This window comes from Pontibacter pamirensis (genome assembly GCF_010015475.1).
GTDB lineage: Bacteria > Bacteroidota > Bacteroidia > Cytophagales > Hymenobacteraceae > Pontibacter > Pontibacter pamirensis.
This window is the reverse complement of sequence record NZ_SSNI01000014.1, coordinates 76,577-101,562: the sequence shown is the minus strand read 5'-3', so window position 1 is coordinate 101,562 and position 24,986 is coordinate 76,577. Positions and strand designations below refer to the sequence as shown.

The following is a 24,986-nucleotide window of genomic DNA, read 5'->3' as shown; positions in this document are numbered from 1 at the left end:
CAACATGCTCCAGTATCCTGTTCTAAATGCAAAGCGAAATCTGATACAGGCTTTAATGTATATGTGCCTTCACTATCAGTTCAGCCATTTAATCGTTTAACAAATAGGTATACCTTTGTAAAAACATGGAAGAAGATGGAGAAGAAACAAGACTTGCTCGATATACTGCACCTGATTTATGTGATGGACCCCATGTGCTCGTGGTGCTATGGCTTTGCCCCGGTCATTAAGCAGATAGTAAAAGAGCAGGAGGGAACCATGCAGTTTAAGCTGGTGATGGGCGGGCTGAGACCAGGCACCGAACAGCCACTGGATGAGCAGATGAAGGAATCCATCAAACACCATTGGCAGGACGTGGAGAAAATATCAGGACAACCCATTGATTATTCTTTTTTCGAACGGGAGGATTTTGTATATGACACGGAGCCGGGTTGCCGAGCTGTGGTTACTGTGCGCTACCTGAAACCAGCCGCAGAGTTTGAGATGGCTGAGGAGGTACAAAATGCTTTTTACGCTCAAAACCAAGATATAACAAAGCCTGAGGTGCTGTCAGCTATTGCCAGTAGATTTGACTTAGATACAGAGGCTTTTCTGGAAAAGTTTAACTCAGAGGAGATGAAAGAAAAGACGCAGCAGGATTTTGTTATTGCGCGGCACCTGCAGGCAAACGCCTTTCCCAGCCTGTACCTGCTGAATGGCACCAGCGTACACTTACTAAGCCGTGGCTACCGCACCCATGATGGCATGTCTGCTCATTTAAGGAAAGCATTGGAGAAAATAAATAGCCAGTAAGAGGCGCAACAGCTATATAGCTGTGTGTAACAGTTTCTTATTGTTCGTTGTAACTAGTTTATACTAATCATCAACGCTATGAAGAAGCACCATGCACTTACAGGCGTCTGCCATATCACGCACAAGCAGCTCCCGCTGCGATACCTTGTCATAGGGTCCAGCATACGCAAGAATATATTTGATTTAATTAAAGCTGATCATCCTGATTTTGATGAAAAGTCTTTCATCACGCTGGACCAGTTAGGGGTATATAGAAAGAGGTACCTGGAGCAGTTACTCATAAAGGAAATGGGTGAACTGACAACAGTAGAGCAGGAGGTGATAAAAAGTATCAGTGATCAGGAGTTGGTCACCAGTAACTTTGAAGGCGAACTTGCTGAAAACACTTCTTTAGGCGACCGGATGGCAGATCATATCGCCAGCTTTGGGGGCAGCTGGCGGTTTATTAGCCTTTTCTTTTCCTTTCTGCTGCTCTGGATTCTTGTAAATGTCTATGTCCTATCCGTAAGGCCTTTCGACCCTTACCCTTTCATTTTACTAAACCTGATACTCTCTTGCCTTGCTGCAATACAGGCACCCATAATCATGATGAGCCAGAACCGGAAGGAGTCAAAAGACCGGCAGCGCTCAGAGTATGATTATAAGGTGAACCTGAAGGCGGAACTAGAAATCAGGCTGCTGCACGAAAAAGTAGATCACTTGATTGTGCACCAAAACCAGCGCCTGATGGAGATTCAGCAGATACAGGTAGACCTGCTCGAGGACATCATGGCGCGATCAAAAGCCTAAGTTATACTGCTGCTAGCACACCTTTAGCCGGATCTGAACCATCCCAGGTGCCTGTGCTATAGATAGTCTTAAAGCGGGCAAAGAGTTCTTCGCTGTACCACTTTTCGGACCGGGTGCGGCGCATCACCTCCTGGTGCTGTGGGTCTTTGTAAGCATATTGTTTCATCGCCTCCACCGACTCCCATATACTAAAAGTTGCCTGCCGTATAAAAGGCAATTCTCCCAATCCGATAGAACAAAGCAGCCCTTCTGCCTCGTTCAGAGCTGCACTGGTGCGCAACCCAAAGCGGATAAAATTAGGCAGTCGCCTTAAATTGATGCTGGCACGGGTAAGTACGGCAACAGGCCCATGCGTATACTTTTCAGAAAGTGCAGGAGCAAAGGGCTCTTGCCCGTCCCATTGCCCGTGCGACTGGTAAGGCAGCAGTTTCACAGTCCAAATTTCATCAGTGTGCTGTCGGTATTCCTGCATCAAGTCGGAATTTTTAAGAAAGTCATCTGCTGCTGCCTCACTCTCCCAGGTACAAAATAAGCCGTAGCGCCTAAAGTTGGGTTTTAAACTAAAACCTTTGCCTTGTCCGCTACCCAGCAATTTGTAAAAGCGCAGGCCCGGCACTTTTTCAAGCTTAGAACCGGAAGTACCCATCTGCGCCAGTCCCCAACGGACATGGCCACTCCGGATGCCAAAAAGCGTGAGGGTGGTTAATCTGGCAGAAGAAGTTTGTGGTGTTTCAGGCAAAGGATTTCTAATTTCAGGTTGATGAATGTGAAAGTTATTTTTATAATCTTGTTATTTAGCTGTACTAGCAAACAATGCGCGATTTCATTTTATAAAACACAAAAACACCTGCCGAACAGGATTGTTCAGCAGGTGTTTTTTGTTTTTCTTCAGTACATCAAGTTTTAGGTTTAGTGCTTCTTGTGTGTCTACAGGTTGATTTTCTTATTTTCACCTGCATCTGGTCTTTCTCCTGTTAAAGCAGCTTTAACTACACCGTAGAGGTGTATCACTGCACTGTTAGGAGCATCCCAATATTCGGCTTTATCAATAGTTACTTTAATCAGGCCAACATTCGGATCATCCTTACCTTGTGGGAACCAGGTTTTCATAAGTGGATTCCAGAGTTCTTCAATTTTCTGCTTGTCACGCAGCACTCTTGCTTTACCCGAAACAGATACATAATGCTCATCGCTTGGCTTGGAATAGCTGAGGTTCACATGAGAGTCATGTGCAATTTCATGCGATTTGCCAGACTCATAGCCGGTAAAGAACCAGATTTCACCGTCTGCCTTTGTTTCCATGGCACGCATGGGGCGGCTGCGAAGGCACCCGTCATCATCCATGGTTGTCATCATCGCCACATCTATATCTTTAATTAATTCTACCAGTTTCTCCAGGTTTTTCTTTGTATTTGGGTCGTTATTCATAGTTTTACATGTTCGGTTTCTTGTTTGATTACGGGTGGCGACGGCTTTGGGTTTATAAGAGCAAGCTGCTACAGGACCCGCAAATCAGGCATCAAAACATTAAGAGCAGCTGTCTGTTAATTCTATCTGCCTATATAGTCTTCTTTTGAATTTTTTAGCACATATTTATTTATCCGGTGAAGATGAGGCCTTGCTGATAGGTAACTTTATTGCCGACGCTGTGAAAGGAAAACAGGTAGATTTATATACGCCTGGCATAGCCAAAGGCATCCGACTGCACCGCCTAATTGACCATTATACAGACACACACCCTGTTGTAGCTGAAACCAAGGCCCGCTTACGGCCAAAGTACCGCAAGTTTGCACCTGTTATTGCCGATATGTACTACGACCATTTTCTGGCCGCCAACTTTGAGAATTATGCACCTAAGCCCCTGTCAGCGTTCGCGCAGGAGGTATACGCGCTCATCCAGCAGCACTATGAGCTGCTGCCGCCCCGTGTGCAGCACCTTTTCCCGTACATGCAGCAGCACAACTGGCTGCTTTCATATGCCCAGTTGGAGGGAATAGCCCAGGCGCTCACCGGCATGAGCCGCAGGGCAAAGTTTGTATCGGGTATGGAAACGGCAGGAGAGGAGTTGCAGGAGCACTATACTTTATATGCCGCTGAGTTTGAAACTTTTTTCCCGGAACTCGTGCAGTTTGTGGAAGGAGCAAAAAAAAGTTTGTGAGCACTTAAAACTTCTGAAGTAAGAAAAGCAGTTTTGAACTATAAAAAAGGAGCGACTTTTCAGCAGCTCCTTTTTTATTGAATATAGTAGTTTGTATTAATGCTGATGGCCGCCTTCGCCATGCACGTGACCGTGATCAATTTCTTCTTTCGTGGCGTCACGTACATCCTGCACTTTGCCTTTGAAAAATAACTGCTTGCCGGCCAGCGGGTGGTTAAAGTCCATTGTAACGGTTTCTTCACCAACCTCATGCACACGGCCCTGTAATTGATTACCTTCACTATCGGCCATGGGTATGTAATTTCCCTCTTCCAACATGTCGTTCGGAACGGAGCCATCTACTTCAAAAACATTTATAGGAAGTTCTACAACTGCTTCCTCGTTATATTCGCCATAACCATCTTCTGTGTCCAATTTGAAATCAAAATTATCGCCTGTATTTAGGCCTTGCAGACTTTCTTCAAACTGCTCAGGCAAGCCACTCATGCCGTAAATAAACACCATCGGCTGTTCTTCGGTGGCTGTTTCAATCAGGTTCTGCTCATTGTTCTCGTCTAGTATCCGGAGTTCGTAGGTAAGCGTCACCACTTTGTTTTGTTCTATCTTCATGCTGTATCGTTTGAAGGTTTTAGAAGTGAGTTCTTAAAGTTAAGATTTATGGGTTAAAACGCCATAGAAACAGGCGCATTATGCTCTTCTACCGCTAAATTCCCACCCTCTTTTACCTTCCTGTTTCTATTTTGTTTGTTTTGCTGTCTAGGGCATGCACTCGGTTAACTCCCAGGCGCTGCGGTAGGAATTTATACTTTCTACGTACGTAAGAAACGCAGCATAGTATGGATGCTGGCTTAAAGTGGCGCTGTCGCCAACAACAACCAGTTTTTTCTTTGCCCGTGTCATGGCTACGTTCATGCGCCGGATATCGGCCAAAAAGCCAATCTCACCGCTTTCGTTGCTGCGGGTCATGCTGATGTAAATGATATCCCGTTCCTGCCCCTGGAAACTGTCCACAGTACCAATAGAAAGCAGCCGCTTCAGCTTCAGATCATGCAGATCCGGCATATGCTCTACACGGTCCTGCAGGTAATTGATTTGTGCCCGGTAAGGCGCTATTACACCAATGCGCAAAGGCTCAGCTTCATTTTCTGCAGGGGTATAGTCTTTCAGCAGAAGCGACAGGTGGTTGAGCAGCAGGTTCGCTTCATCGGGATTGGCAGAGCTTGTGCTTTCCGGCGTTTCCACCTCATTGTACCCGCAGCCAGCTGTATCCACAAACTCCATGGCCAGTCCTGGCGCAAAGTGCGGGTCATACTGATGCAGGTCGCTGTTGCGCACGCTTTCATGTGCCTCCAGTTCTCCCTCATAAAACTGCTGGTTCGAGAATTCCATGATGTTGTGGTGCATGCGGTACTGCGTCTTCAGCATGACCGATACCTCTGGCTGGCGCTCCACACATTTCTCAAACAGCGATTTGCCCAGTCCGCCTTTTTCTGCCTCAAACGATTTTACAGTTGGCGGTAACTGGCAGTGGTCACCGGCCAGTACAACACGCTTGGCACGGCTTATTGGTATCCAGCAGGCTGGCTCCAACGCCTGTGCGGCTTCGTCTATAAAAACCGTTTCATATTCCAGGTGACGGATGGCCCTGTTGGCGGCACCCACCAACGTACACGTAATCACTTGTACACTATTCAGCAGGTCTTCTGTAATATATTCTTCCACACGGTCTGCCTCGTCCAGCAAACGCTTGCTTTCTGATTTGAAGAACTGCCGCTGTGCCCGCTCTTCGTATCCGAATTTGCGCTTGTACTGCGTAGCCATGCGCTTATACTCTTCTGCCGTTTTGCGGTAATCCTTCAGGTTCTTATAAGAGCGGTGCCCCATGATCTGGGCATCCAGTGTATGCTCCAGCAGCACATCCGACACCCGCGACGGATTACCGATGCGTATAACATTTACGCCTTCCAATGCCAGTTTTTCAGTGAGCAAATCCACAGCGGTGTTGGAAGGGGCCGTTACCAGGAGCCGTTTCTGCGTCTCCAGCGTTTTCAGAATAGCCTGCACCAGGGTAGTTGTTTTACCTGTGCCTGGAGGGCCGTGGATGATTGCCACGTCTTTTGCCTGCACAATCTTTTGCACCGCATTGTTCTGCGAAGGGTTCAGCGCAGAAATAGCCTCCATCTGCTCATCCGTGAAGCGGGGAGCGGCATCACCTAGCAGAATATCGCGAAGCTCAGCCAGGCGGGTTTTATAGGCATCTATCGTTTTTTTTATGGCGATCTCCATCTCGCGGTAGCTCATCTCATCAAAGGTGAGGTCTATCCCGAGACGGCCATCGTCAATCCAATCCGGTAAATCTTCTTTGTTAGTGGCCAGCAGCACCTTATTGCGCTTCAAGCCAACAATCACGCCGTTCAGGTTCTGCCGTTCACCATTGTTGCTGTTGCTGAATATAGCCGCTGATTTGCCTGTCTGGAAGAGGTGTAGCTGGTCGCGGTCTTTTGTGCGTTCCAGTTCCAGCACAACCTTGTTCCCAAAACCAATTTCTTCTTTTGTAATTGTAATTGGATACCAGCAGAAGCCCATCGCCTTGCGTTCTGCAACGGTGCTTTTCATGCTCTTAATTTTATATTGCTGGCGGTCCTCTTCCTGTTCAATCTTCAGCAGTTCCTGTACCTGCCTCAGTTCATTTAATATTTCGCTCATGTATATCAAAAAAAGAAAGGCTGGCATCAATGCTCCAGCCTTTCGGTATTTTATAAAAGAAACAGGCAGTTGTAAAACAATATTTACTGCCTGAATTGTTAGTTATCTGCAGCAGGTACATGACAAATACCATGCCTCTTGAAATTCCAGATTAACCGATAGATGGCTTGATAGCCAGTGGTTTATCAACTTCGGATATACTGCTTTTATTTTGCTGCTTTCTTCTTACGTGATTTTGCAGGGGAACGGTTCAGACGTACCTGCAGGAAGATGGCATACAGCAGCAGCATAAAGGATGTTACACCCAACACTGATATCACTTTATCTTTACCATAACGTAGGTTAGACGACTCTGCTACCTGTACTTCTAAGTCTTTAATGGTGCGCTCACGCTTCTTGATATTTGTTTGAAGCGTTCTGATCTGGCCTTGTAACTCTGCTATCTGGGCACTCACAATGCGCTGATCCTGCACTGTCATCTTGCCTTCGCGCTGTATCTCCACAGTACTCTCCGCCACCTTCCGGATGCTTGCCTCTTTGATGGCTGCAATCAACTCGGAGTCTTTGTTGATGATTTTCTTAAGGGTTTCGATAATGCTGATGAGGTCATTTTTAGATTTTTTACCCCAGAAGTTACTGTTTTGCTGGCTGTAGAACTGATACTCCAGCACCAGTTGCTCCCGCTCGCTCATCAAATCGGTCAGCTTTTCCTGCTGTTGGGCCTGTACTCCTGCAAACCAAAGGCAGCACACGGCCATGGCCAATAGTCTTTTCATCATCGCTCCTAAACTTTACTCACAAGTTACACGCAAATATGGCCACCTTATTGGATAAGCGCCAATTTATTTTTGTGGAACCTTATAAAAAAGCAGAATAAGCACCGGCAACAGGTACAGGTCGGCCACCACGGCAAACACAAGCGTCAGACTTACGAATAACCCTACATAGAAGGTAGCATCGAAGGTTGAGAGCACCAAAGTAAGGAAGCCTGCGGCTAGAATACAGGAGGTGATAATAATGGCCTTGCCTGCGGAGATAAAGGTTCTCTTTAATGCGTATGGTAATGATTTACCAGCCATCAACTCCAGTTTCAGCTTGCTCAGGAAATGAATGGTATCATCCACAGCAATACCGAAGGCGATGGTGAAAATAATGGAGATAGATACATTGAGGTTGATGCCCAGAAAACCGATCAAACCTCCGATCATCAGCAAGGGGATGATGTTTGGCACGAGCGAGATGAGCACCATGCGGAGGGAGCGGAAAATAAGCCCTACAATGACTGCAATCACCCCAAAGGCGATAAGGAGCCCCTGCATCATATTAGTAGTAACGTACTCGTTGTTCTTGTCCAATAGAATGGAGCTGCCGGTAAGGCGGGTGCGTAGATAGTTTTCGTTGATGTTCTGATCCATGAAGCTGCGAAGAGAGTCATTCAGCACAGTGGCGCCTGCACTCCCTATGTCTGACATTTTGCCAGACAAGCGACCTTCTTGCGCATCTTCTGTCACAACTCCCCTTAACTCGCTGCGTCCCTGAAAAGCCTGCAGCCGCCTCTTGATGCTTTGCATCTCGCGCTTGTTTTCCGGCAAGGTATAAAAGTCACGGAGACCGCCATTTTGCGCCCTGTTGATTGTTTTGACCACTGTGGCGGGCGAGGTCACAAAGTTCAGCCCATAGGTATTGTAGAGGAACTGCTCCAGTTCTTCTATTTCCTGCAACACTTCCAAGTCGTAAATGCTATGGCCTTCTGCGGCTATCAGGTGCAGCTCAAAGGGACGCACACCGGAGAACTTCTCCTCGAAATACTGGAAATCCTGCAGAATGGGATCATCGTCTCCTAAGTCTTCTAAAAGAGTGGTATCCACTTTTATCTGGCTGATGCCGACAATGCTCAACACAATGATAACAGCACTGGTAGAAAGGATGGCTTTGGGATGTATAAGTACATAACGAAACATGCGGCGCAACAGCATTGGCCAGGAGAAACTGAAACGGCTTTCCGGCACCGGCTTTGGCTTCTTCAGCAGGAGTAACATAGCCGGCAGCAAGGTGAAGGCAAGCGCAAAAGCCAGGAAGATAGCAATGGCTGTGTAAAGCCCAAAATCCCGGATGGGCACAATAGCGGTGGTGAGCAGCGTCAGGAATCCGATGGCGGTGGTAAGGGAAGTCAGAAACGTGGCGAGGCCTACTTCTTTAATAGTGATTTTAAGAGCCGGGACTTTTTCCATACCGTGTCCTATCTCCGTTAAATAGCGCGACAGGATGTGAATGACATCTGACATTCCCACTACAAAAAGAATAGTAGGCAGCAGCATCGTCATCACATCCAACGACTTGTTAAACAACCCCATCACACCCAGCGCCCAGAGTACCGACAGCAGTACCACCACCAGCGGCACAATCACGCCCCAGCCCGTCCGGAAGGTAATCCAGAGAAACAGTATAACCAGCAGGATCGAGGCTGACATGAAAATGGCTAACTCTATCTTCATCTTCTCCACAAAAACCGACTGCGCCAGCGCCTTCCCCGCAATATGACTTTCTGTTAATCCCAGATGCTCCAGCTGGTCGTACAGGGAGGCCATCAGGGTATCGCTGGCTCCTTTACCTAAATCATCTGTTGTCTGCATAAACAGGGAAACAGCAGTCGCATCTTCTGAAAACAAAGTACCGACCAACTCCCTGGAGTTGTAAATATTCAGAGAGTCCTGGGCATACCGATCGGGCTCGTCTACGTGCAGGTACGGAATTTCAAAAAAGCCAAACTGCTCAATTACAGGGCTTTTTACAGTAGTAGGGGAGAGCACCGCCTCCACGTTCGGCTGCCGTTGTAGAAAAGCCGTCAGGCTATCTACCCGCGTCAGGAAGTCCTGCTCAAAAATGGTTTTTTCATTGTCAAGCCCTATCAGCAGATAATCGTTGTCGTTGCCGAACGTATCGCGGAAGCTGAAATAATAGGCTAGCTCTGGATCTCCTTTCGGGAAGAAATTGTCGAAGTTATAGTCGAAGCGGAGACGGGTGGCGAAGTAGGCGCTGCATGCTGTCAGGATGGCTATCAGCAGCAGGACAAGAAAACTTAATCTTTTGTAGTTCAAGATACTATAGGTGCTTTACCAAAATTTATTGAAGTGCAAAGATACAACTACAGGCGGTTCTTTTTGTTTCAGGTAACATTGTGGCCGGTCGATTATTTAGAGCTTGAAATTTTTACAGAGATTTCTTCTGCCGGAAGGCTGAAGCATTACAACAAATCATCTTATCTTTAACTTTAGACCAATAACAAAAGCATAAAACATATCCATGAAGCAATATTTAAACTTGATGCAGCACATCCTTGACAAGGGGGTGAAAAAGGAAGACAGGACCGGAACCGGAACGCTGAGCGTGTTTGGCTACCAAATGCGCTTCGATCTGGCAGAAGGCTTCCCGATGGTGACGACAAAGAAAGTTCACCTGAAGTCTATCCTGCACGAGCTGCTATGGTTTTTGAAAGGAGAGACAAATATTCAGTATCTCAAGGAAAACGGTGTGAGCATCTGGGATGAGTGGGCGGATGAGAACGGTGACTTAGGTCCAGTTTATGGTTCGCAGTGGCGCAGCTGGCCAACGCCTGATGGTCGCCACATCGACCAGATAACACAGGTAGTTAATCAATTGAAAAACAACCCTGATTCGCGCCGTATCATCGTGAGCGCCTGGAATGTAGCCGAAATAGAGAACATGAAGCTGCCGCCTTGCCACGCTTTTTATCAGTTTTATGTTGCCGAAGGCAAGCTTTCGTGCCAACTCTACCAACGATCTGCCGATGTATTTCTGGGTGCACCCTTCAACATAGCCTCTTACGCACTGCTGGTGCTGATGATGGCACAGGTAACAGGACTGCAGCCAGGCGAGTTTATCTGGACAGGCGGCGACACGCATTTATACCTTAACCACCTGGAGCAGGCACAGCTACAATTAACGCGCGAACCCCGCGAACTGCCTGCCATGAAATTGAACCCAGAGGTGAAGGATATCTTCGACTTTACCTATGAAGATTTTGAATTGGTGAACTATAACCCGCATCCGGGAATAAAGGCGCCAGTGGCGGTATAGCTGGCAAAAGCTTTCCTTCCTTTGTTATAATTGAACAAGTCAGGAGTTGTGCTGTATGATAGTTAAAATCAAGGATGTTTTTAAAACCATCGGTACACCGAGCATCACGTACGTTAGCAGGAACGATGGGGAGTATGAAAGACTGCTAGCGGAAAACCTGGACGTGTCAGGTAAACTTTGCCTGATAACAGGACCTTCTAAAACAGGGAAATCTACGCTTTACCAGAAAGTGCTGGCTGATATAAACAGGTTGCCGCTCATTATGCGTTGTGACGGGCAGATGACCATAGACGACGTCTGGAGAAAGGCGCTGGAAGATGTAAACTTTGACCGGATTACCGCTTCCACAGCATTGGAGGATTTACAGGTGACGGGCAGCGCGAAAGTGGGTGGTAATGTTGGTTGGGCCTGGCTGGCAAAACTTATTGGCGAGGTCAGCCTGGGTATTTCCGATAAAGTGAGCGAAAGCATTGCCAGGGAAAAAATCATCTCAAAGCCCTCGCCGAAGCACCTTATCCCGATTTTAAAGAACCTGCCGTACGTTTTGGTGATCGAGGATTTTCATTATTTAGATGATGAGGTGAAGAAAAGCCTTTTCCAGCAGTGGAAAGCCTTTGTAGACGAAGAGGTTTCTGTGATTGTGCTCGGTACCACCCACCATGCCGTCGATTTGGCCTATTCTAACAGGGACCTTGTTGGCAGAATAGCGCATATAGAAATTGGCACCTGGCTCACCTCTGATATTGAGAAGATCATCACCAGCGGCTTCAGCTATCTTAACGTGCCGATAAAGAAGTCGCTGGTAAAGTTTATGGCAACAGAATGCGTGGGTTTGCCCATCATCACCCAAAGCTGCTGCTTGCGGATGTTTTTTGATAAGAGGATTTCCGAAATTGACACCAAAAAAGGTAGCCCAAAGCCTGCATTCGACATAGACGATTTATCTAAGTCTTTATACAATGTGGCACACACAGATTTTAGCGTGTTCAAAGATATTTACGACGTGATCATCCGGGGATTTCGGAAAGGCGGGCAAAAATACAACTCTTACGAACTGCTCCTGCTGATCTTCACATTAGACCCCATCACCTTCAAACTTCAGCGGCATGAGATAGACGAGAGGCTGGCGCAACTGAGTTTAAAGTTCATCACTCCTCCCGCCACTTCTATCAACAGCACGTTAGGAGTGCTTAGTAAGCTCCAGAACAAATATGCCTTTGAGCTACTGGAGTGGAGCCAGAAGTTAAAGACGCTGTACATCCTGGAACCTTCTTTTCTTTTCTACTTAAGATGGAAAGAAGATCGGAAAGTGACAGACGCGTTTGATACAGATCGCATTGAAAGGATATATCAAATCATATTCAATGACATGCCAACAAAGTTTCCAACAATTAGGATAAAGTCTTAGCAACTATTAACTTATATGCTGATAAGACATAGCGTTAATGTTACGTTCTGAAGCGCCAAAACTAAATCAGGATTTATCTGTTCCTACGCAAACAACCTAAACTATGAAACTTAAAACTACCTTAGCAGCTCTCTTTACCATAACATTACTACAGGCTAGCGCCCAACAGCGGGATATACCGGACCAAATCAAAACCAATAAAGGGGACCTCAGCATTCAGCCTATCCAGCACGGAACGCTGGTACTGAACTGGGACAACAAAACAATTTATGTAGACCCTACAGGTGGGGCAGAGGCTTTTGAAGGGATAGCCAAACCCGATTTGATCCTGATTACGGACATTCACGGTGACCATCTGAACCAGGAAACACTGGACGCACTGGAGACGAAAGGTACTCTAATGGTTGTACCGCAGGCCGTGGCGGATCAGTTGCCGGATAAATACAAGGGCCAGCTGAAGGTAATCGGGAACGGTGAAAGCACAACATTGTTGGAAATACCTATTACTGCCGTACCGATGTATAACCTGCCGGAAAGCGAGGAGACCAGGCACACCAAGGGCAGGGGGAATGGCTATATACTGAATATGGGCGGTAAAAATATATACCTTTCAGGCGACACGGAAGGAACACCCGAAATGCGTGGCCTCAAAAACATTGATGTAGCTTTTGTTTCCATGAACCTCCCTTATACCATGGATGTGTATCAGGCGGCTGATGCCGTGCTCGACTTCAAGCCAAAAATTGTTTACCCCTACCACTATCGTGGTCAGAATGGGCTAAGTGATGTACAGGCATTCCAGAACCAGGTGACGAAGCAGAACAATAAAATTGAAGTAAGGCTGAAGAATTGGTACCAGGAAAAATAGTGCTGTTTAGAAGATGGACATAAAGACAAAAGACAAAGGACAAAGGACTTCATTATTGAAAATCTTTTGTCCTTTGTCCTTTGTCTTTATTCTTTTGTCATGCTCGCTCCTATATATCCAACTGCACTTTATTGCCTGTTCGGGCCGCTTCATAAATTGCCATCAGAATACGCACATCCCGCATCCCCATTTCGCCAGGCACTCTTGATTGGCGGTTTTCCATGAAACTCTGCGCTTGCCCGTCCATCTGGCGGGCCTGCTGGTTTACCTGTGGGTAATCCATGTCGCCTTCGCTGGTTTCGCCATCTATGCCGGAGTAGCTGTAGGCTGGGTCTAATTCCCACCAGCCATTCTCAGCTTCGCCTCTTAATTTACCTGCGCTTTCATTGTAGCTGCTGCGGCAATCGGCCACAGCGCCATTCGGGAATTCCATCTGCCATGTAATTGTTTCTTCCACCTCATCAAAATACTCCGGCTTCGTTACCTCCCCAAATTGCGCCGTGATGGCCACAGGTGTTTCTCCCATAGTATATACAGCCCCCTGCACGCAGTAGATGCCCACATCCATCAGCGGTCCACCGCCTGCCAGCTCTTTATCCAGGCGCCATACATCCGGGTTTCCTATCACAAAGCTGTCGGCTGCCTCTATTCTTCGCACTGGTCCATACACCTGCTGTTGCCCTAACTCCATAACACGTAGGTTGTGTGGTTCATAATGCAGGCGGTAACCGATAGAAAGATTAACATTATTCTGGTTGCAGGCATCAATCATGCGCTGACAATCTTCTACGGATGTGGCCATGGGTTTCTCACAAATCACATGCTTCCCTGCCTGCGCTGCCCGGATGGTATACTCCGCATGCATCCCGTTTGGTAATACGACATAGACAATGTCGATGTCCTGGTTATCTTTTATCTGGTCAAAGTTTTCGTAGTTATAGATGTTCTTTTCCGGGATGTTATATTTAGATTTCCATTCCTCTGCCTTCGCAGGAGTGCCCGTTACAATACCAGCCAGGTAGCAGTTCTCTGTCTCCTGTAAAGCAGGTGCAAGCTGGTTTGTACTATAGCCACCAAGCCCAACCAACGCGACTCCTAGTTTTCTGGTTTGTGCACCATCTTGATTCGCCTGCGCCGCCTGTTCCTGATTTTCGGAATTGCCTGATTGGCATGCGTTCAGCGAGAGCAAAGGTACTCCCAAGGCTGTGGTGCCAAGTGCCAGCGAGATTTCTCTTAAAAATTTCCTGCGGTTATTTGAGCTGGGGTAGTCATAGTTTTTCATAGAACTGACGGCGGTTAGAATAAAGATAATTTTAACCTTTATAAGGAAATAGTAACAAAAGGTTAGCTTTTTAAATGAATAAGAGCCTAAATACCAGCGAAATCTGGTGAGAAAAGGCTTCTACATCTAAAACAACAGTAGCTGTAGCACCATGTCACACTTTACTTTATTTGCTGGCCTATATTTTGCAGGTTTAAGGTGTTCGGCAGCATTCTTTTCAAATCTCCTTATTTTCTATATATTTATAGATATGGGTTTGTCATGAATATCAGCTCAAGCATAGGCCGTTTTTATGATTACAGAAAAGCCATATTCAATTATTTCACTTAATTTCTTCATTCGTATATGATAAGACCATTTTTAATGACAGCATTTTGTCTGCTCTTCATTTGCTTTGCGCTGCAGGCACAGTCAGGCGCCAACAGGATAAACCCTGAGGAACTGAATTTAACGTGGGAGGTAGTAGAGGAAGGGTATCAGAATAAAAATCAGACGCTTTCGGCGCTCACCTTTCAGAATACAGGCAAAAACCCATTGCCTGCAACAGGCTGGAGCCTTTATTTTCACGCTTCACCCTCTTTTAAAGCCAAAGACAATAATGCCTCTGTAAAAATTGAGCATGTAAACGGAGATTTGCTTCGTATGGTGCCTACTGCCGGTTTCAAAAACCTTCCTGCCGGTGCCTCTAAGCGGGTTGAACTAGTATCCGCCGGGCAGATGATAAATGAGTCAAGAGCACCGGAGGGCTTTTATATTGTCTGGAACGATAATACTGCAAAGGGCTATGCTATAGGAGAGGTAACAAATAAAAAGCCTGAACAGAACAAGATCGGCTGGATTGAGCCTGGCGAGGTATACGAGCAGAACAAAGTCATTAAGGATATACCAGTAGAAAAGCTTACAAAGGTATTCCCAACGCCTGCACAATACACCGAAACAGGGCAAAGCTTCTCTTTGACTTCAGCAGTGCCTGTTATCGCTGACAATGCTTTTACGAAAGAGGCCACCTTGCTGGCTGATTACCTGTCTACGGTCTTTGGCCAGAAACCGGTGGTGAAGACTTCAGGCACAGGGAAAGCTATCCGGCTACAGCAGAAGCAGGGTATGGGAGAAGAAGCATACGAGCTACAGGTTGGGCCACAGGAGGTGGTGATAGTTGCATCCACTCCTGCAGGTATTTATTATGGCATACAGTCGTTGAAGACGCTGATGCCACCTTCAGCACTGGCTACAAAGCAAAGCGCCGTTTCACTGACAGGCGTAAACGTGAAAGATGCCCCCCGCTTTGGACATCGGGCCTTTATGCTGGATGTTGCCCGTAACTTCCATGAAAAAGAAGAGGTGCTGAAGGTGCTGGACCTGATGGCGCTGTATAAACTGAACGTGCTGCACTTTCACCTGAACGATGATGAAGGCTGGCGCCTAGAAATACCCGCTCTGCCAGAACTTACAGAAATCGGTAGCCAACGCGGACATACGCTGGATGACAAGAAAAACCTACAGCCTTCTTATGCCTCTGGCCCTGACGTGAACGCCTTGAGCGGTAGCGGCTACTATTCAAAGGCGGACTTTGTAGAGATACTGAAGTATGCGCAAGACCGTCACATCAAAGTTATTCCTGAAATAGAAACACCTGGACATGCCCGTGCTGCCATAAAAGCAATGGATGCCCGGTATGAGCGGCTGATGAAAGAAGGAAAGAAAGCTGAAGCAGAAAAATACTTGCTCCGTGATCTCAACGATAAATCAGTTTACAGTTCGGTGCAAAACTTTAATGACAACGTAATGGATGTGGCGTTGCCATCCACTTACACGTTCCTGGAGAAAGTGACGGATGAAATTCTGGCGATGTATAAAGAAGCGGGTGCGCCCATAGAAACCATTCATTTCGGAGGAGATGAGGTGCCGCCGGGGGTATGGGAAAAGTCGCCGGCCGTGCAGAAAGTAATAGCCAGCAACAGTAAGGTCAAGAATACGGATGACCTCTGGTATTACTACTTCGGGAAAGTCAATGACATGCTGAAAGAGCGTAACCTGTATCTGTCGGGGTGGGAAGAGATTGGCATGAGAAAGGTAAAACAGAACGGCAAAACAACCTATATCGCTAACCCTGATTTCGCAAATGAAAACTTCCATGTGGATGTATGGAACAACTTGGGAAGTAACATAGACCTGGCATACAGGCTTGCGAATGCGGGGTACAAAGTTGTTTTAACAAACGTAACGAACATGTACCTCGACCTTGCCTATCAAAAAGCATATGAAGAGCCTGGCTTGAACTGGGGCGGTTATCTCGATGTAGACAAGCCTTTCTACTTTATACCATACGACTATATGAAGAACATGAAAGTGGATACGGATAACAAGCCAATTAATCCTAGTGTTTTTGCTGGTAAGGAACGGTTGACTGAGGCAGGAAAGAAAAACATTGTGGGTCTGCAGGCTCCTCTTTGGAGTGAAAATATCAGAACGCCGGAGCGCCTGGAGTATATGCTGCTGCCAAAATTATTAGGGTTAGCAGAAAGAGCCTGGGCTCCGGATCCGGTTTGGGCGACAGAAGCAGACGCGGCGAAAAGCGAGACAGCTTATAACGAGGCGTGGTCAGAGTTTGTAAATATTCTGGGTAAGCGGGAACTGCCTCGCCTGAATTATTATGCAGGCGGCTTCAACTACCGCATCCCGACTGCCGGGGCTACGGTGGAAAATGGCAAAGTAGTAGCCAATGTTCAGCTGCCAGGTTTGGAGGTGCGGTATACCATTAATGGTGCAGATCCAACGAAAAATAGCACGTTGTATACAGGGCCTATTTCTGAAAAAGGCACTGTTAAGTTCAAAGTGTTTGACTCTATTGGCAGGGCCGGCAGAGTAACTATTATAGAAAACAAGTAAGGTAAAGGCGCTTTAAAAACGCATTAAAAAGGAGGTATGGCTAGTCCAAGAGTCGAAATCAATTATTGCACGCAGTGCCGCTGGCTGATGCGTGCCGCCTGGATGGCACAGGAGCTTCTGACAACTTTTGAAACCGAATTAGGAGAGGTGGCACTAGTGCCTGGAACAGGAGGCGTATTTGATGTGCACCTGAATGGCGTGCTTATCTATTCCCGAAAGGAGGAAGGCCGCTTTCCGGAGTCTAAAGAGCTGAAGCAGTTGGTGCGGGATAAGATTGCACCGGAGCGGCCCTTGGGCCACAGCGATCGCAAATAAATACTGGCAAGGGCGAAAAGTATACCTACTGTTACCCAGCATTCTAAACAAAAAAGCGGAGACTCATGAAGAGCCTCCGCTTTTTTGTTTAGAATGTTCCTATACCGCTACGCCTTGCGTGGACGATCAGGGCCACTATTAGTTCTGCGATTTCTCAGTTCTTCTTCAGTGAGTTTATCTACCTCTACATCCGTTTTGCGAACTGTACCATGGATATCCTCTACGCGCTCATCTACCTCTTTGCCTATATTTACTTCTTCCACCACGCGGGCTTCTTTGTCAACCATAGGCACTTCAGCATGCTCGGTAATTTCTATGTCTCCTTCTTTAAAGGAATTGATATCGCCTGGTGTAGCTGCGCGGTTTACCGGGTTTCGTTCTACATGAACATGCTCTTCGCGCAAGCGCAGGTGTTCTTCAATCGGGCGCTCTATGATGCGACTGCGCACACGCACGCCTCCAGTTTCTACAGTACGCTTGCCAACTTTCATTTCCTCTTCTATAATTGGAATAGAGGTATCTGAAGTAGTTGTGTCTCTTTTTGTTGTATTGGTAGTTTTGGAGGTATCTCTTGCTGCCGGGCTTGTGGCAGTTGTTGAGGCACGTTCATCAAGGTTCACTGCGCCATACTCATCCATTATATCGGCTGCCATTTCTGCCTCCTTCGCAGTTTTGGCATGTACCGTCACGATAGAACCTGTGCGGGCATAGGATGAATATTTTTTCGATTTTTCATCGCTACCAAACAGGTTGCTGAAGAAATTTCCAATACTGTCATCATCTTCCTCTCTTTCGTTTGCGGAAGAAGTTTGGGGTGCAATATCAATTCGCTCCCTATCAATGCCTTTGCTCACTATTTGCTGCAAGGCTGTCTGTGCTTCATTGGAAGTGTCAAAAACTCCTACTACTGTATGTGACATGATCTTTATCTTTAAAATGTTAAGTTTGTTCCAACCCGATAGTATCTGCTCTTTCTGCTCTCTACCGATTATTGGATTTGTTAAAAATACATAGAGGTTAATACGTACGGTTTTAGCTAGAGTTTTATTATAATAAAGTAGTTATAAAACTAAATATAGCTATTTTAGCTCAAATACAGACGTGAGATTTATGCATTTCCTTTACTTAAACACATATTACTATAGTTCAAATTATAATTTCAGATCATGGGCACCTTTTTACTACTGACAATTTATACTTGAAGGATATGGATAAATAAAGAGAGCCGCACATGGTAAGGATGCGGCTCTGAATCATTCTTTAACGAAAGCTTAATTTTATTCAGGGATTAGTAGACCATAAACCAGCTTCTTTGATAAACACGCGGCGGTTAAGCTTGAGCTGTGCGATTATAAACTCTGCCAAGTCTTCCGGGTGCATCACACGTTCAGGGTCGCCGCTAATCAGGTTGTTGCTTTGTGCTAACTCTGTTACCACCGTGCTGGGGGTAAGGGCGCTCACGCGTATATTATGTTTGCGTACTTCCTGCATCAGCGATTCAGAAAGACCCATTACAGCAAATTTAGAGGCACTGTAGGCACTTGTAACAGCTGCGCCCTTTTGACCTGCTGTAGATGATATGTTGATGATGTCGCCTGTTGAACGCTCTATCATGTCTGGTAATACGGCACGGGTAGTATAGTAAACACCCATCAGATTCACCTGAATGTTTTTCTCCCACTCAGCTGGCTCCAGTTCAAGGAACTTGCCGAAGGTGGCCGTTCCTGCATTATTGATTAAAATATCGATAGGTCCTAATTCCTGCTTCACCTGTACGACTGCCTTGTTCACGGCGTCGATATCTGCTACGTCGGCCGAAACAACAGCAGCTTTTACTCCTGCAGCGTTCACCTCGTTGGCAACTTCTTTAAGTTGGCTCTCGGTGCGGGCAAGTAGCCCTACATGTACACCTTCATTGGCCAATGCCACAGCTATAGCACGGCCTATGCCTTTGCCCGCGCCGGTTACGAGGGCTACTTTTCCTGCTAATGATTCCATAGTATGTTCTTAAGATAATGTGAATGCTTGTAGCTACAAATATACGGCGAAACAGATTATTTGATGTCAGTGTTTTCCGGGAATAGGTACAGATGCTACAGAAGGTGGGAATCAGCCTAATATTTTTCTGATGTCGTTGGCCTTTGCCATCAGCGCTTTTGTCTGCTCTTCGTCCCGGGCATCGATGGCATCTTTGAATTGCTGCAGCTGTGCTATATACCCGGCCAATGCCTCTGATATATTTTCCTTGTTCTGGCTGAAAATGGGTGCCCACATCTGGGGAGAGCTTTTGGCAAGGCGCACGGTAGAGGAGAAACCACTGCCTGCCATGTCAAAGATATTCTTCTGGTTTTTCTCTTTGTCAAGCACCGTTAAGCCAAGGGCAAAAGAGCTGATGTGGCTTAGATGCGATACATAGGCAAAGTGCAGGTCGTGTTCAGCGGCGGGCATATAGCGCAGGGGCATGCTGAGAGATCGGCAGAGTTGTTCCACCAACGCCAGTGAGGCAGGACGAGATTTTTCCTTTTCACAGATGATCATGGTTTTGCCCTCGAGCAAGGCCGCAAAAGCAGCCTCAGGCCCTGAATACTCTGTACCGGCGATAGGGTGTGTGGCAACAAACTGCTCTCTTTTAGGATGCGCAGCCACCGCATCACACAGCTGTTGCTTGGTAGAGCCAAAATCAATCAAAGTGGCGCCTACAGGCAATATGTCCAGCACAGCGGGCAACTGCTGCAGGATGGCATTCACCGGCGTAGCCAGCACCACCAGGTCAGCTTTGGAAACCGCCTCCTCAAAGGGTAATACCTCATCAGCTATGCCTCGCTCCATTGCCTGCTTCGCATGTTGTGGGTTGTTGTCTACACCAAGTATAATAACAGAAGTAAGCTTGGCTTTTAAGCCTAAGGCAAAAGAGCCGCCTAAAAGGCCAAGTCCGATGACGCAAATAATCATGTTGAGGAGTATGTATAAGATACTACTAAAGTGTGCTAGGTGGCACGCCGATAGTATAATTTCTTAGTGTATTGAACACTGCAAATGTAGGGACGATTTCTGATAATCAGGCTTGTTCTGCTGCTAAATGAAACTTGGGTTAGTGGAGTAGCAGTTCTCTTTTGTCGGAATGCCTTGTAGTAAAAGATAACACCTCTGACCAGCAAAGCCAGTCAGAGGTGTTAATGTTTCTCCTATATAGATTTTATTGTATTACAATGCGCTGCAGGTGAGGTTTCTGCCCATCGTGTACCTCCAGCATATAGATACCTGCAGGAAGTGCTGAAATATCTATCTGGTTATTTCCATGCTTCAGCTCGACATGCATCAATACTGCACCAGTCATACTCATCACTCTTCCTTTTGCTTCATTCGCAAGAGTTTTTATCCGGATGTAGCTATTGGCGGGATTAGGATATATGACGACGTCCTGTGATATTTCGCTTCCCAAGGTATTTGCCTCCACGCTCTGAGAAGAAGCAATACTTTGCAAGGTATTCGTAATGTTCACGCTGTAGTCTTCCACCTCTCCGTAGCCAAAGCTCTCGCAGGCTGTTTGTGCGGCATTATACTTCATAGATACCCGCATTCTTGTTTTGCCCAGTAATGCAGTAGAAGGCACACTTACGGCAGCACTTAAAGTAGCGCTGCTGGACGATGAGCCACTCACAATCAACTCACCGGAATCATCAAAGTCACCGTCCTGATTAAAGTCTATCCAGACTTTCCAGAACTCGGTATAGGCGGTGCCGGAGAAGCCGGCGCTTATGTAAAGGGTGCTGCTGCTTCCGCGCGCCACAGTGGCTGTAAGGCTGGTAAAGTCTTTATAGCCTCCGTTACTGCCCGTAGCATTTTTAAAACCTCCAAACTCCACTAAGTCAATCCACTCATAACTGGCATTGCCACTTTTCGAAGCACAGTAACTTACGCTGGCAGCGCCGGTAGTGAAGGTTTGAGAGGCAGAGTATGCGGAACTGCCACTGGCACAGGTGCTGCTTATCTGAAACTCATATTGTGTAGCCGCAGCCAGACCGGTTGCGTTTGCCGAGGTGCCTGTAACCGTGCTGGTGCTCCAGGTAGCGGTGCCTGCTGTACGCAGGCGTATGCTATAGCCGGAGGCGCCGGATACGGCTGCCCATGATAGTGTGGCAGTAGAAGCGGTGATATTGGATGTTACTAAGCCAGCCGGAACAGCACAGGCAGTAGGAGCGGAGAAGCTAACGGTATAATCCTCTACCTCTCCATAGCTGAACGTTTCGCAGGCTGTTTGAGCACCATTGTATTTCATCGATACGCGCATACGGGTTGTGCCTGATGCTGCAGAAGCTACAATAAGATTTCCTGATACTGCTGTCGTATTAAGCTTTCCTGCGTCAAAAACAAGCTCTCCGGCATCATCGAAATCACCGTCCTTGTTATAGTCAATCCAGATTTTCCAGTACTCGTTGTAAGCTGAGCCGGAGAAACCGGGCGTAAGGGTAAGGGCATAGGTACTGCCTGCTGCCAGGCTGATGGTTTTGCTGGTAAAGTCAGAATAGCCTGCATCAGACGAAGTGTTGGTAAAGCTGCCTACTTTCACTCCGGCAATCCATTCGTCTGATGTGCTGTTGCCCTTTGACGCGCAATAGGCAATTTGGCCATATTTGCCACCTACACCCACTGCATGCCAGGCATTTGTTGTCTGGATTACCTGGTTAGAACCTTCGCCAAATAAATCAGCCGCTGACTGAATAGCATAGGTACGGGCATCGGAGTAACCAGAATTTGCGGTGAGGTAAACGGTTTCCATACGGTACACGATTTTAGCTGCATCCGTAATGCCTATACCAGCCACGCTATAACCGGCACCGTGATCATTTGTGCCTGACTTACCTACTGACAGCAGGTAAAACCAGTGGTTTAGCACACCACTGTTGATATGCACTCCGCCGTTGTCGCCGGTGCCGCTGTACCAGTTAGTGCCTTTGTAGGTGTCAGGCTGACCTTCTGCATTTGGGTCACTCATAGAGCGAAGCGCAGGGCGCTGCTTGTCAATATCTTCACCAATAAGCCAAATAGATTTGGTTGGTGCAGCATATTGCTCTACGGCTGCTGCCCATATATCAGATAAGCCTTCATTCAAAGCACCGGACTCGTTGCTGTAAACTAGGTTTGCTGTGCTGGAGCAAACGGCATGGCCGATTTCGTGGGCTCCCACGTCCAGGCTGGTCAGGGCATCAAAACGTGTCCCGCCATCGCCATACGTCATGACAGAGCCGTTCCAGAACGCATTTTCATAATTCTTGTCGTAATGCACGTAGCTTCTGATTTTTGTCCCGGCATTATCAAAACTGTTGCGGTTGTGGCGGCTTTTAAAATAGTCGTAGGTTTTCTGCGCTGCCCAGTGTGCATCGAGTGCCGCATTGTCTTTGGCAGTGTTGTTGAACTCGCCGGCTGTCCAGCTGTTGTTGGCGTCAGTAAAATCGGTGGCCGTATTATAGCTTGTGCCGGTTTTGCAGTTATATGTCTCAATACCGCCTCCCCTTGAGTAGTCACGAAGGCGGTAGCTACCGCTGTAGCTATCAGTGGTAACGGTTTGAGTACCGCTGTAACGGGTTTCTGCTGAACCCGAGGCAGCAGCATGCTTGATAATGGCATCTTTATGAACAATTTCGCCTGTTTGTGCGTCCACATACACATAGTCACGGCTCAGTGGCTCCTGCGCATAAATGTTAAACTTCCAGGCGAGTACATGCTGTCCGCTTTTCTCTTTAGATGAAGCCAGGTAGTTATTTACAATTACAAGCTCACCTTTTGGCTGAAAAGAAGCCTTCGGATCATTTTCTGATTTCTTGATCCAAGCTTCCTGTCCCGGGTCCTGCCACATGTAGGTTTGCGCTCCCACAAAGGCAAGTGCTTTTTGCAAAGCTGCTTTTTCTGCCAGCGCAGGATTGGTGTTCAGCTTTCCTACTCTCTTGATTTCACCGTTGATGGACTGCACCACGCCATTCTTGCTGTGCACGTTGTAGTTGCCATACTCTACCCGCACATCTTTGTAGTACTGCGCGAAGCGCTGGTGCAGAAATCCTTCCTTGTCAGTTTCCTGCTTTACCGGCTTCAGTTCTTCTTCAGCGGTTAGCTTAAGAAGCGATTTGAGCACCTGGCTGGCTTGATCAGATCTGAAAGTCTCTTTTTCACCGGCTTTAAACTTGATGAAGGAGGGTGCCTCATTTGTATTTTCCAGCCCTTCCTTCACACGCTCTTTCTGCTGTGAAAATCCTTCCTGGGTAAAAATCATGCCACCCATTAGCAGGGAGGCTAACACGTAAAATTTCCTCATAGGAATAAGTATAAATATGAAACATAAATACAGAGGTAATTTTAGTTGTGTGTGTGTAGAATAGGATACTATAGCTAGAGGCTATCTTTAGTTAAAAAGAGTCTCTTTCTCCTGAAAGCAGATTAAAACAAATAATACAAAAAATAGTATGGTGGAGGCTTTATAAAACAATGCTATCAAAATTCCCCGCGCTTTATTCTAATGATAAAGCAGATTAATATGCGTAATGTGTTATATATCTCGACACTATATTACACCTAAAATTTGAATAAGTTTGTAAGAATTTTATCTTTTCTAACTATTTTTCATCTATGAAAAATACTACTTATAGAACAGATTTGTATATGTATGAAAATGAACCGTTTAGCATGATATCAGTGCTATTTGTTCATTGAACATTCTTTATTAAGAAAAAGGTCTAGGAGGTCATAAAATAGATTTCCTAAAATTATTCAAATGGAAGGCATATTACTTTTAACCAAATATTTTAATTAGTATCTGCTTAAATTTCTATTCAAAGAGTCCTTTGTATAGCTTTTCAATGAGCGGGTGTTGCGTAGGCAGTGAAATTTCCTCAATGCTTGCTATTCTCTTGATGCCAGTAACATTCGCTGAAATTACGCCATCTGCATGATACAGGTGATCTACATCGGCTAAAACCTCTGCTACTACAATATCATTCTGCCGGCACCACCTCATAATGTTGCGTCGCAATACACCGTTCACACAGCCTGTTTCTAAGGCTGGAGTATAAACTTTGTTATCTCTTATCCAGAACACATTGGAGGAAATGAACTCAGCCACACGATTCTGCAAGTCCAGCAGCAGCATATCATTCATGTTTCGTGTGTCTTTCTCAATTGATGCCACAACGTACAAAGGCGCGTTAGGCCCTTTGAAATGGGAGAGGGAAGAATATTGTGTCCGGACTTGCCTGCAGAGACCCACCTGCAGCGGAAGGATAGGAACTGGCGTGGTCTGCTTTACGGTGGCCAGCCAATCTGCCTCATTTGTTTCAGGGGTATAGATGCCGGCGCCGGATCTCCAGAACTTTAGTTTTAGCCTCCCGTGCTCCATTGCCTGCTGTTGCTTGGCCAAGTCCAGAAGCTTTTCCGGAAAGGCCGGTGAGGTGAGGTACGGCGGTAAAGACAACTGCAATGAGACGGCAGCTTCCTGCATGCGCTGCACATGATCTTCCCAAAAGCTCAATCGGCCCTGCCTGATGATGATTGTTTCAAAAAAACCATCGTTATACTGGAAGGCCCTGTTCGTGAGGGGCATCCGCAACTCAGTTTCCTGCAGCAGGCGGTTGTTATAGAGCAGTTGCATGACGTTAGATGCTTATCTTTACAATCAAAGATAGGCAGGAAG

20 protein-coding genes are annotated in these 24,986 nt (G+C 46.6%); 8 read left to right on the top strand and 12 right to left on the bottom strand.

Annotation, left to right across the window (positions count from 1 at the left end):
• Positions 1 to 135 precede the first annotated feature (135 nt).
• On the top strand, positions 136 to 792 hold the full coding sequence (locus tag E1919_RS13405) for a DsbA family protein (protein WP_162053913.1): 657 nt from the start codon (positions 136 to 138) through the stop codon (positions 790 to 792).
• Between the two features lie 78 nt (positions 793 to 870).
• Entirely contained in the window at positions 871 to 1,581 is a 711-nt protein-coding gene (locus E1919_RS13400; RefSeq protein ID WP_162053912.1) for a DUF1003 domain-containing protein, read from the top strand.
• A gap of 1 nt (position 1,582) precedes the next feature.
• On the opposite strand, the gene E1919_RS13395 is transcribed toward E1919_RS13400, so the two are convergent.
• Together E1919_RS13395 and E1919_RS13390 are read right to left on the bottom strand one after the other, a co-directional pair.
• The gene (locus tag E1919_RS13395; protein ID WP_237144347.1) at positions 1,583 to 2,320 is read right to left on the bottom strand and encodes a spheroidene monooxygenase; all 738 of its coding nucleotides are present in this window, start codon (positions 2,318 to 2,320) and stop codon (positions 1,583 to 1,585) included.
• 188 nt (positions 2,321 to 2,508) lie between these two features.
• A complete protein-coding gene (locus E1919_RS13390) occupies positions 2,509 to 3,009 on the bottom strand; it encodes a pyridoxamine 5'-phosphate oxidase family protein (protein ID WP_162053911.1) in 501 nt (166 codons plus the stop codon).
• Between the two features lie 145 nt (positions 3,010 to 3,154).
• Here E1919_RS13390 and E1919_RS13385 point away from each other — a divergent pair, with 145 nt between their 5' ends.
• On the top strand, positions 3,155 to 3,739 hold the full coding sequence (locus tag E1919_RS13385) for an acyl carrier protein phosphodiesterase (RefSeq protein ID WP_162053910.1): 585 nt from the start codon (positions 3,155 to 3,157) through the stop codon (positions 3,737 to 3,739).
• Positions 3,740 to 3,835: 96 nt separating this feature from the next.
• Here the strand turns inward: E1919_RS13385 and E1919_RS13380 are convergent, their stop codons facing one another.
• The 4 genes from E1919_RS13380 to E1919_RS13365 form a co-directional block, all read right to left on the bottom strand.
• A complete protein-coding gene (locus E1919_RS13380; RefSeq protein WP_162053909.1) occupies positions 3,836 to 4,348 on the bottom strand; it encodes an FKBP-type peptidyl-prolyl cis-trans isomerase in 513 nt (170 codons plus the stop codon).
• A 147-nt stretch (positions 4,349 to 4,495) separates the two neighbouring features.
• Positions 4,496 to 6,445 carry an AAA domain-containing protein gene (locus E1919_RS13375; RefSeq protein ID WP_162053908.1) on the bottom strand — a complete coding sequence of 650 codons (1,950 nt, stop codon included), beginning with the start codon at positions 6,443 to 6,445 and terminating at the stop codon, positions 4,496 to 4,498.
• Positions 6,446 to 6,651: 206 nt separating this feature from the next.
• Positions 6,652 to 7,224: a hypothetical protein gene (locus tag E1919_RS13370; RefSeq protein ID WP_162053907.1), complete on the bottom strand. Its 573-nt coding sequence runs from the start codon at positions 7,222 to 7,224 to the stop codon at positions 6,652 to 6,654.
• A gap of 63 nt (positions 7,225 to 7,287) precedes the next feature.
• Positions 7,288 to 9,543, bottom strand: coding sequence for an efflux RND transporter permease subunit (locus E1919_RS13365; protein WP_162053906.1), 2,256 nt, complete (start codon positions 9,541 to 9,543; stop codon positions 7,288 to 7,290).
• A gap of 205 nt (positions 9,544 to 9,748) precedes the next feature.
• Between E1919_RS13365 and E1919_RS13360 the strand changes: the two genes are divergently transcribed.
• The 3 genes from E1919_RS13360 to E1919_RS13350 all read left to right on the top strand — a co-directional run bounded on the left by E1919_RS13360 (position 9,749) and on the right by E1919_RS13350 (position 12,819).
• Positions 9,749 to 10,543: a thymidylate synthase gene (locus E1919_RS13360; RefSeq protein WP_162053905.1), complete on the top strand. Its 795-nt coding sequence runs from the start codon at positions 9,749 to 9,751 to the stop codon at positions 10,541 to 10,543.
• Positions 10,544 to 10,598: 55 nt separating this feature from the next.
• Complete coding sequence (locus E1919_RS13355; RefSeq protein ID WP_162053904.1) at positions 10,599 to 11,951, top strand: hypothetical protein; 1,353 nt, start codon at positions 10,599 to 10,601, stop codon at positions 11,949 to 11,951.
• A 103-nt stretch (positions 11,952 to 12,054) separates the two neighbouring features.
• Positions 12,055 to 12,819 carry an MBL fold metallo-hydrolase gene (locus E1919_RS13350; protein ID WP_162053903.1) on the top strand — a complete coding sequence of 255 codons (765 nt, stop codon included), beginning with the start codon at positions 12,055 to 12,057 and terminating at the stop codon, positions 12,817 to 12,819.
• A 109-nt stretch (positions 12,820 to 12,928) separates the two neighbouring features.
• Here the strand turns inward: E1919_RS13350 and E1919_RS13345 are convergent, their stop codons facing one another.
• On the bottom strand, positions 12,929 to 14,101 hold the full coding sequence (locus E1919_RS13345; protein WP_162053902.1) for a Gfo/Idh/MocA family protein: 1,173 nt from the start codon (positions 14,099 to 14,101) through the stop codon (positions 12,929 to 12,931).
• A 363-nt stretch (positions 14,102 to 14,464) separates the two neighbouring features.
• On the opposite strand from E1919_RS13345, the gene E1919_RS13340 reads away from it, so the two are divergent.
• On the top strand, positions 14,465 to 16,990 hold the full coding sequence (locus E1919_RS13340; protein WP_237144345.1) for a family 20 glycosylhydrolase: 2,526 nt from the start codon (positions 14,465 to 14,467) through the stop codon (positions 16,988 to 16,990).
• Positions 16,991 to 17,026: 36 nt separating this feature from the next.
• Positions 17,027 to 17,305, top strand: coding sequence for an Rdx family protein (locus E1919_RS13335; RefSeq protein ID WP_162053900.1), 279 nt, complete (start codon positions 17,027 to 17,029; stop codon positions 17,303 to 17,305).
• A 107-nt stretch (positions 17,306 to 17,412) separates the two neighbouring features.
• Here the strand turns inward: E1919_RS13335 and E1919_RS13330 are convergent, their stop codons facing one another.
• The 5 genes from E1919_RS13330 to E1919_RS13310 form a co-directional block, all read right to left on the bottom strand.
• The gene (locus tag E1919_RS13330; RefSeq protein WP_162053899.1) at positions 17,413 to 18,225 is read right to left on the bottom strand and encodes a YsnF/AvaK domain-containing protein; all 813 of its coding nucleotides are present in this window, start codon (positions 18,223 to 18,225) and stop codon (positions 17,413 to 17,415) included.
• Positions 18,226 to 18,586: 361 nt separating this feature from the next.
• On the bottom strand, positions 18,587 to 19,303 hold the full coding sequence (locus E1919_RS13325) for a 3-ketoacyl-ACP reductase (protein WP_162053898.1): 717 nt from the start codon (positions 19,301 to 19,303) through the stop codon (positions 18,587 to 18,589).
• A gap of 111 nt (positions 19,304 to 19,414) precedes the next feature.
• The gene (locus E1919_RS13320) at positions 19,415 to 20,257 is read right to left on the bottom strand and encodes a prephenate dehydrogenase (protein ID WP_162053897.1); all 843 of its coding nucleotides are present in this window, start codon (positions 20,255 to 20,257) and stop codon (positions 19,415 to 19,417) included.
• A gap of 244 nt (positions 20,258 to 20,501) precedes the next feature.
• Complete coding sequence (locus E1919_RS13315) at positions 20,502 to 23,615, bottom strand: M4 family metallopeptidase (protein ID WP_162053896.1); 3,114 nt, start codon at positions 23,613 to 23,615, stop codon at positions 20,502 to 20,504.
• Positions 23,616 to 24,125: 510 nt separating this feature from the next.
• Positions 24,126 to 24,944: an aminotransferase class IV gene (locus E1919_RS13310; protein WP_162053895.1), complete on the bottom strand. Its 819-nt coding sequence runs from the start codon at positions 24,942 to 24,944 to the stop codon at positions 24,126 to 24,128.
• Between the last annotated feature and the right edge of the window lie 42 nt (positions 24,945 to 24,986).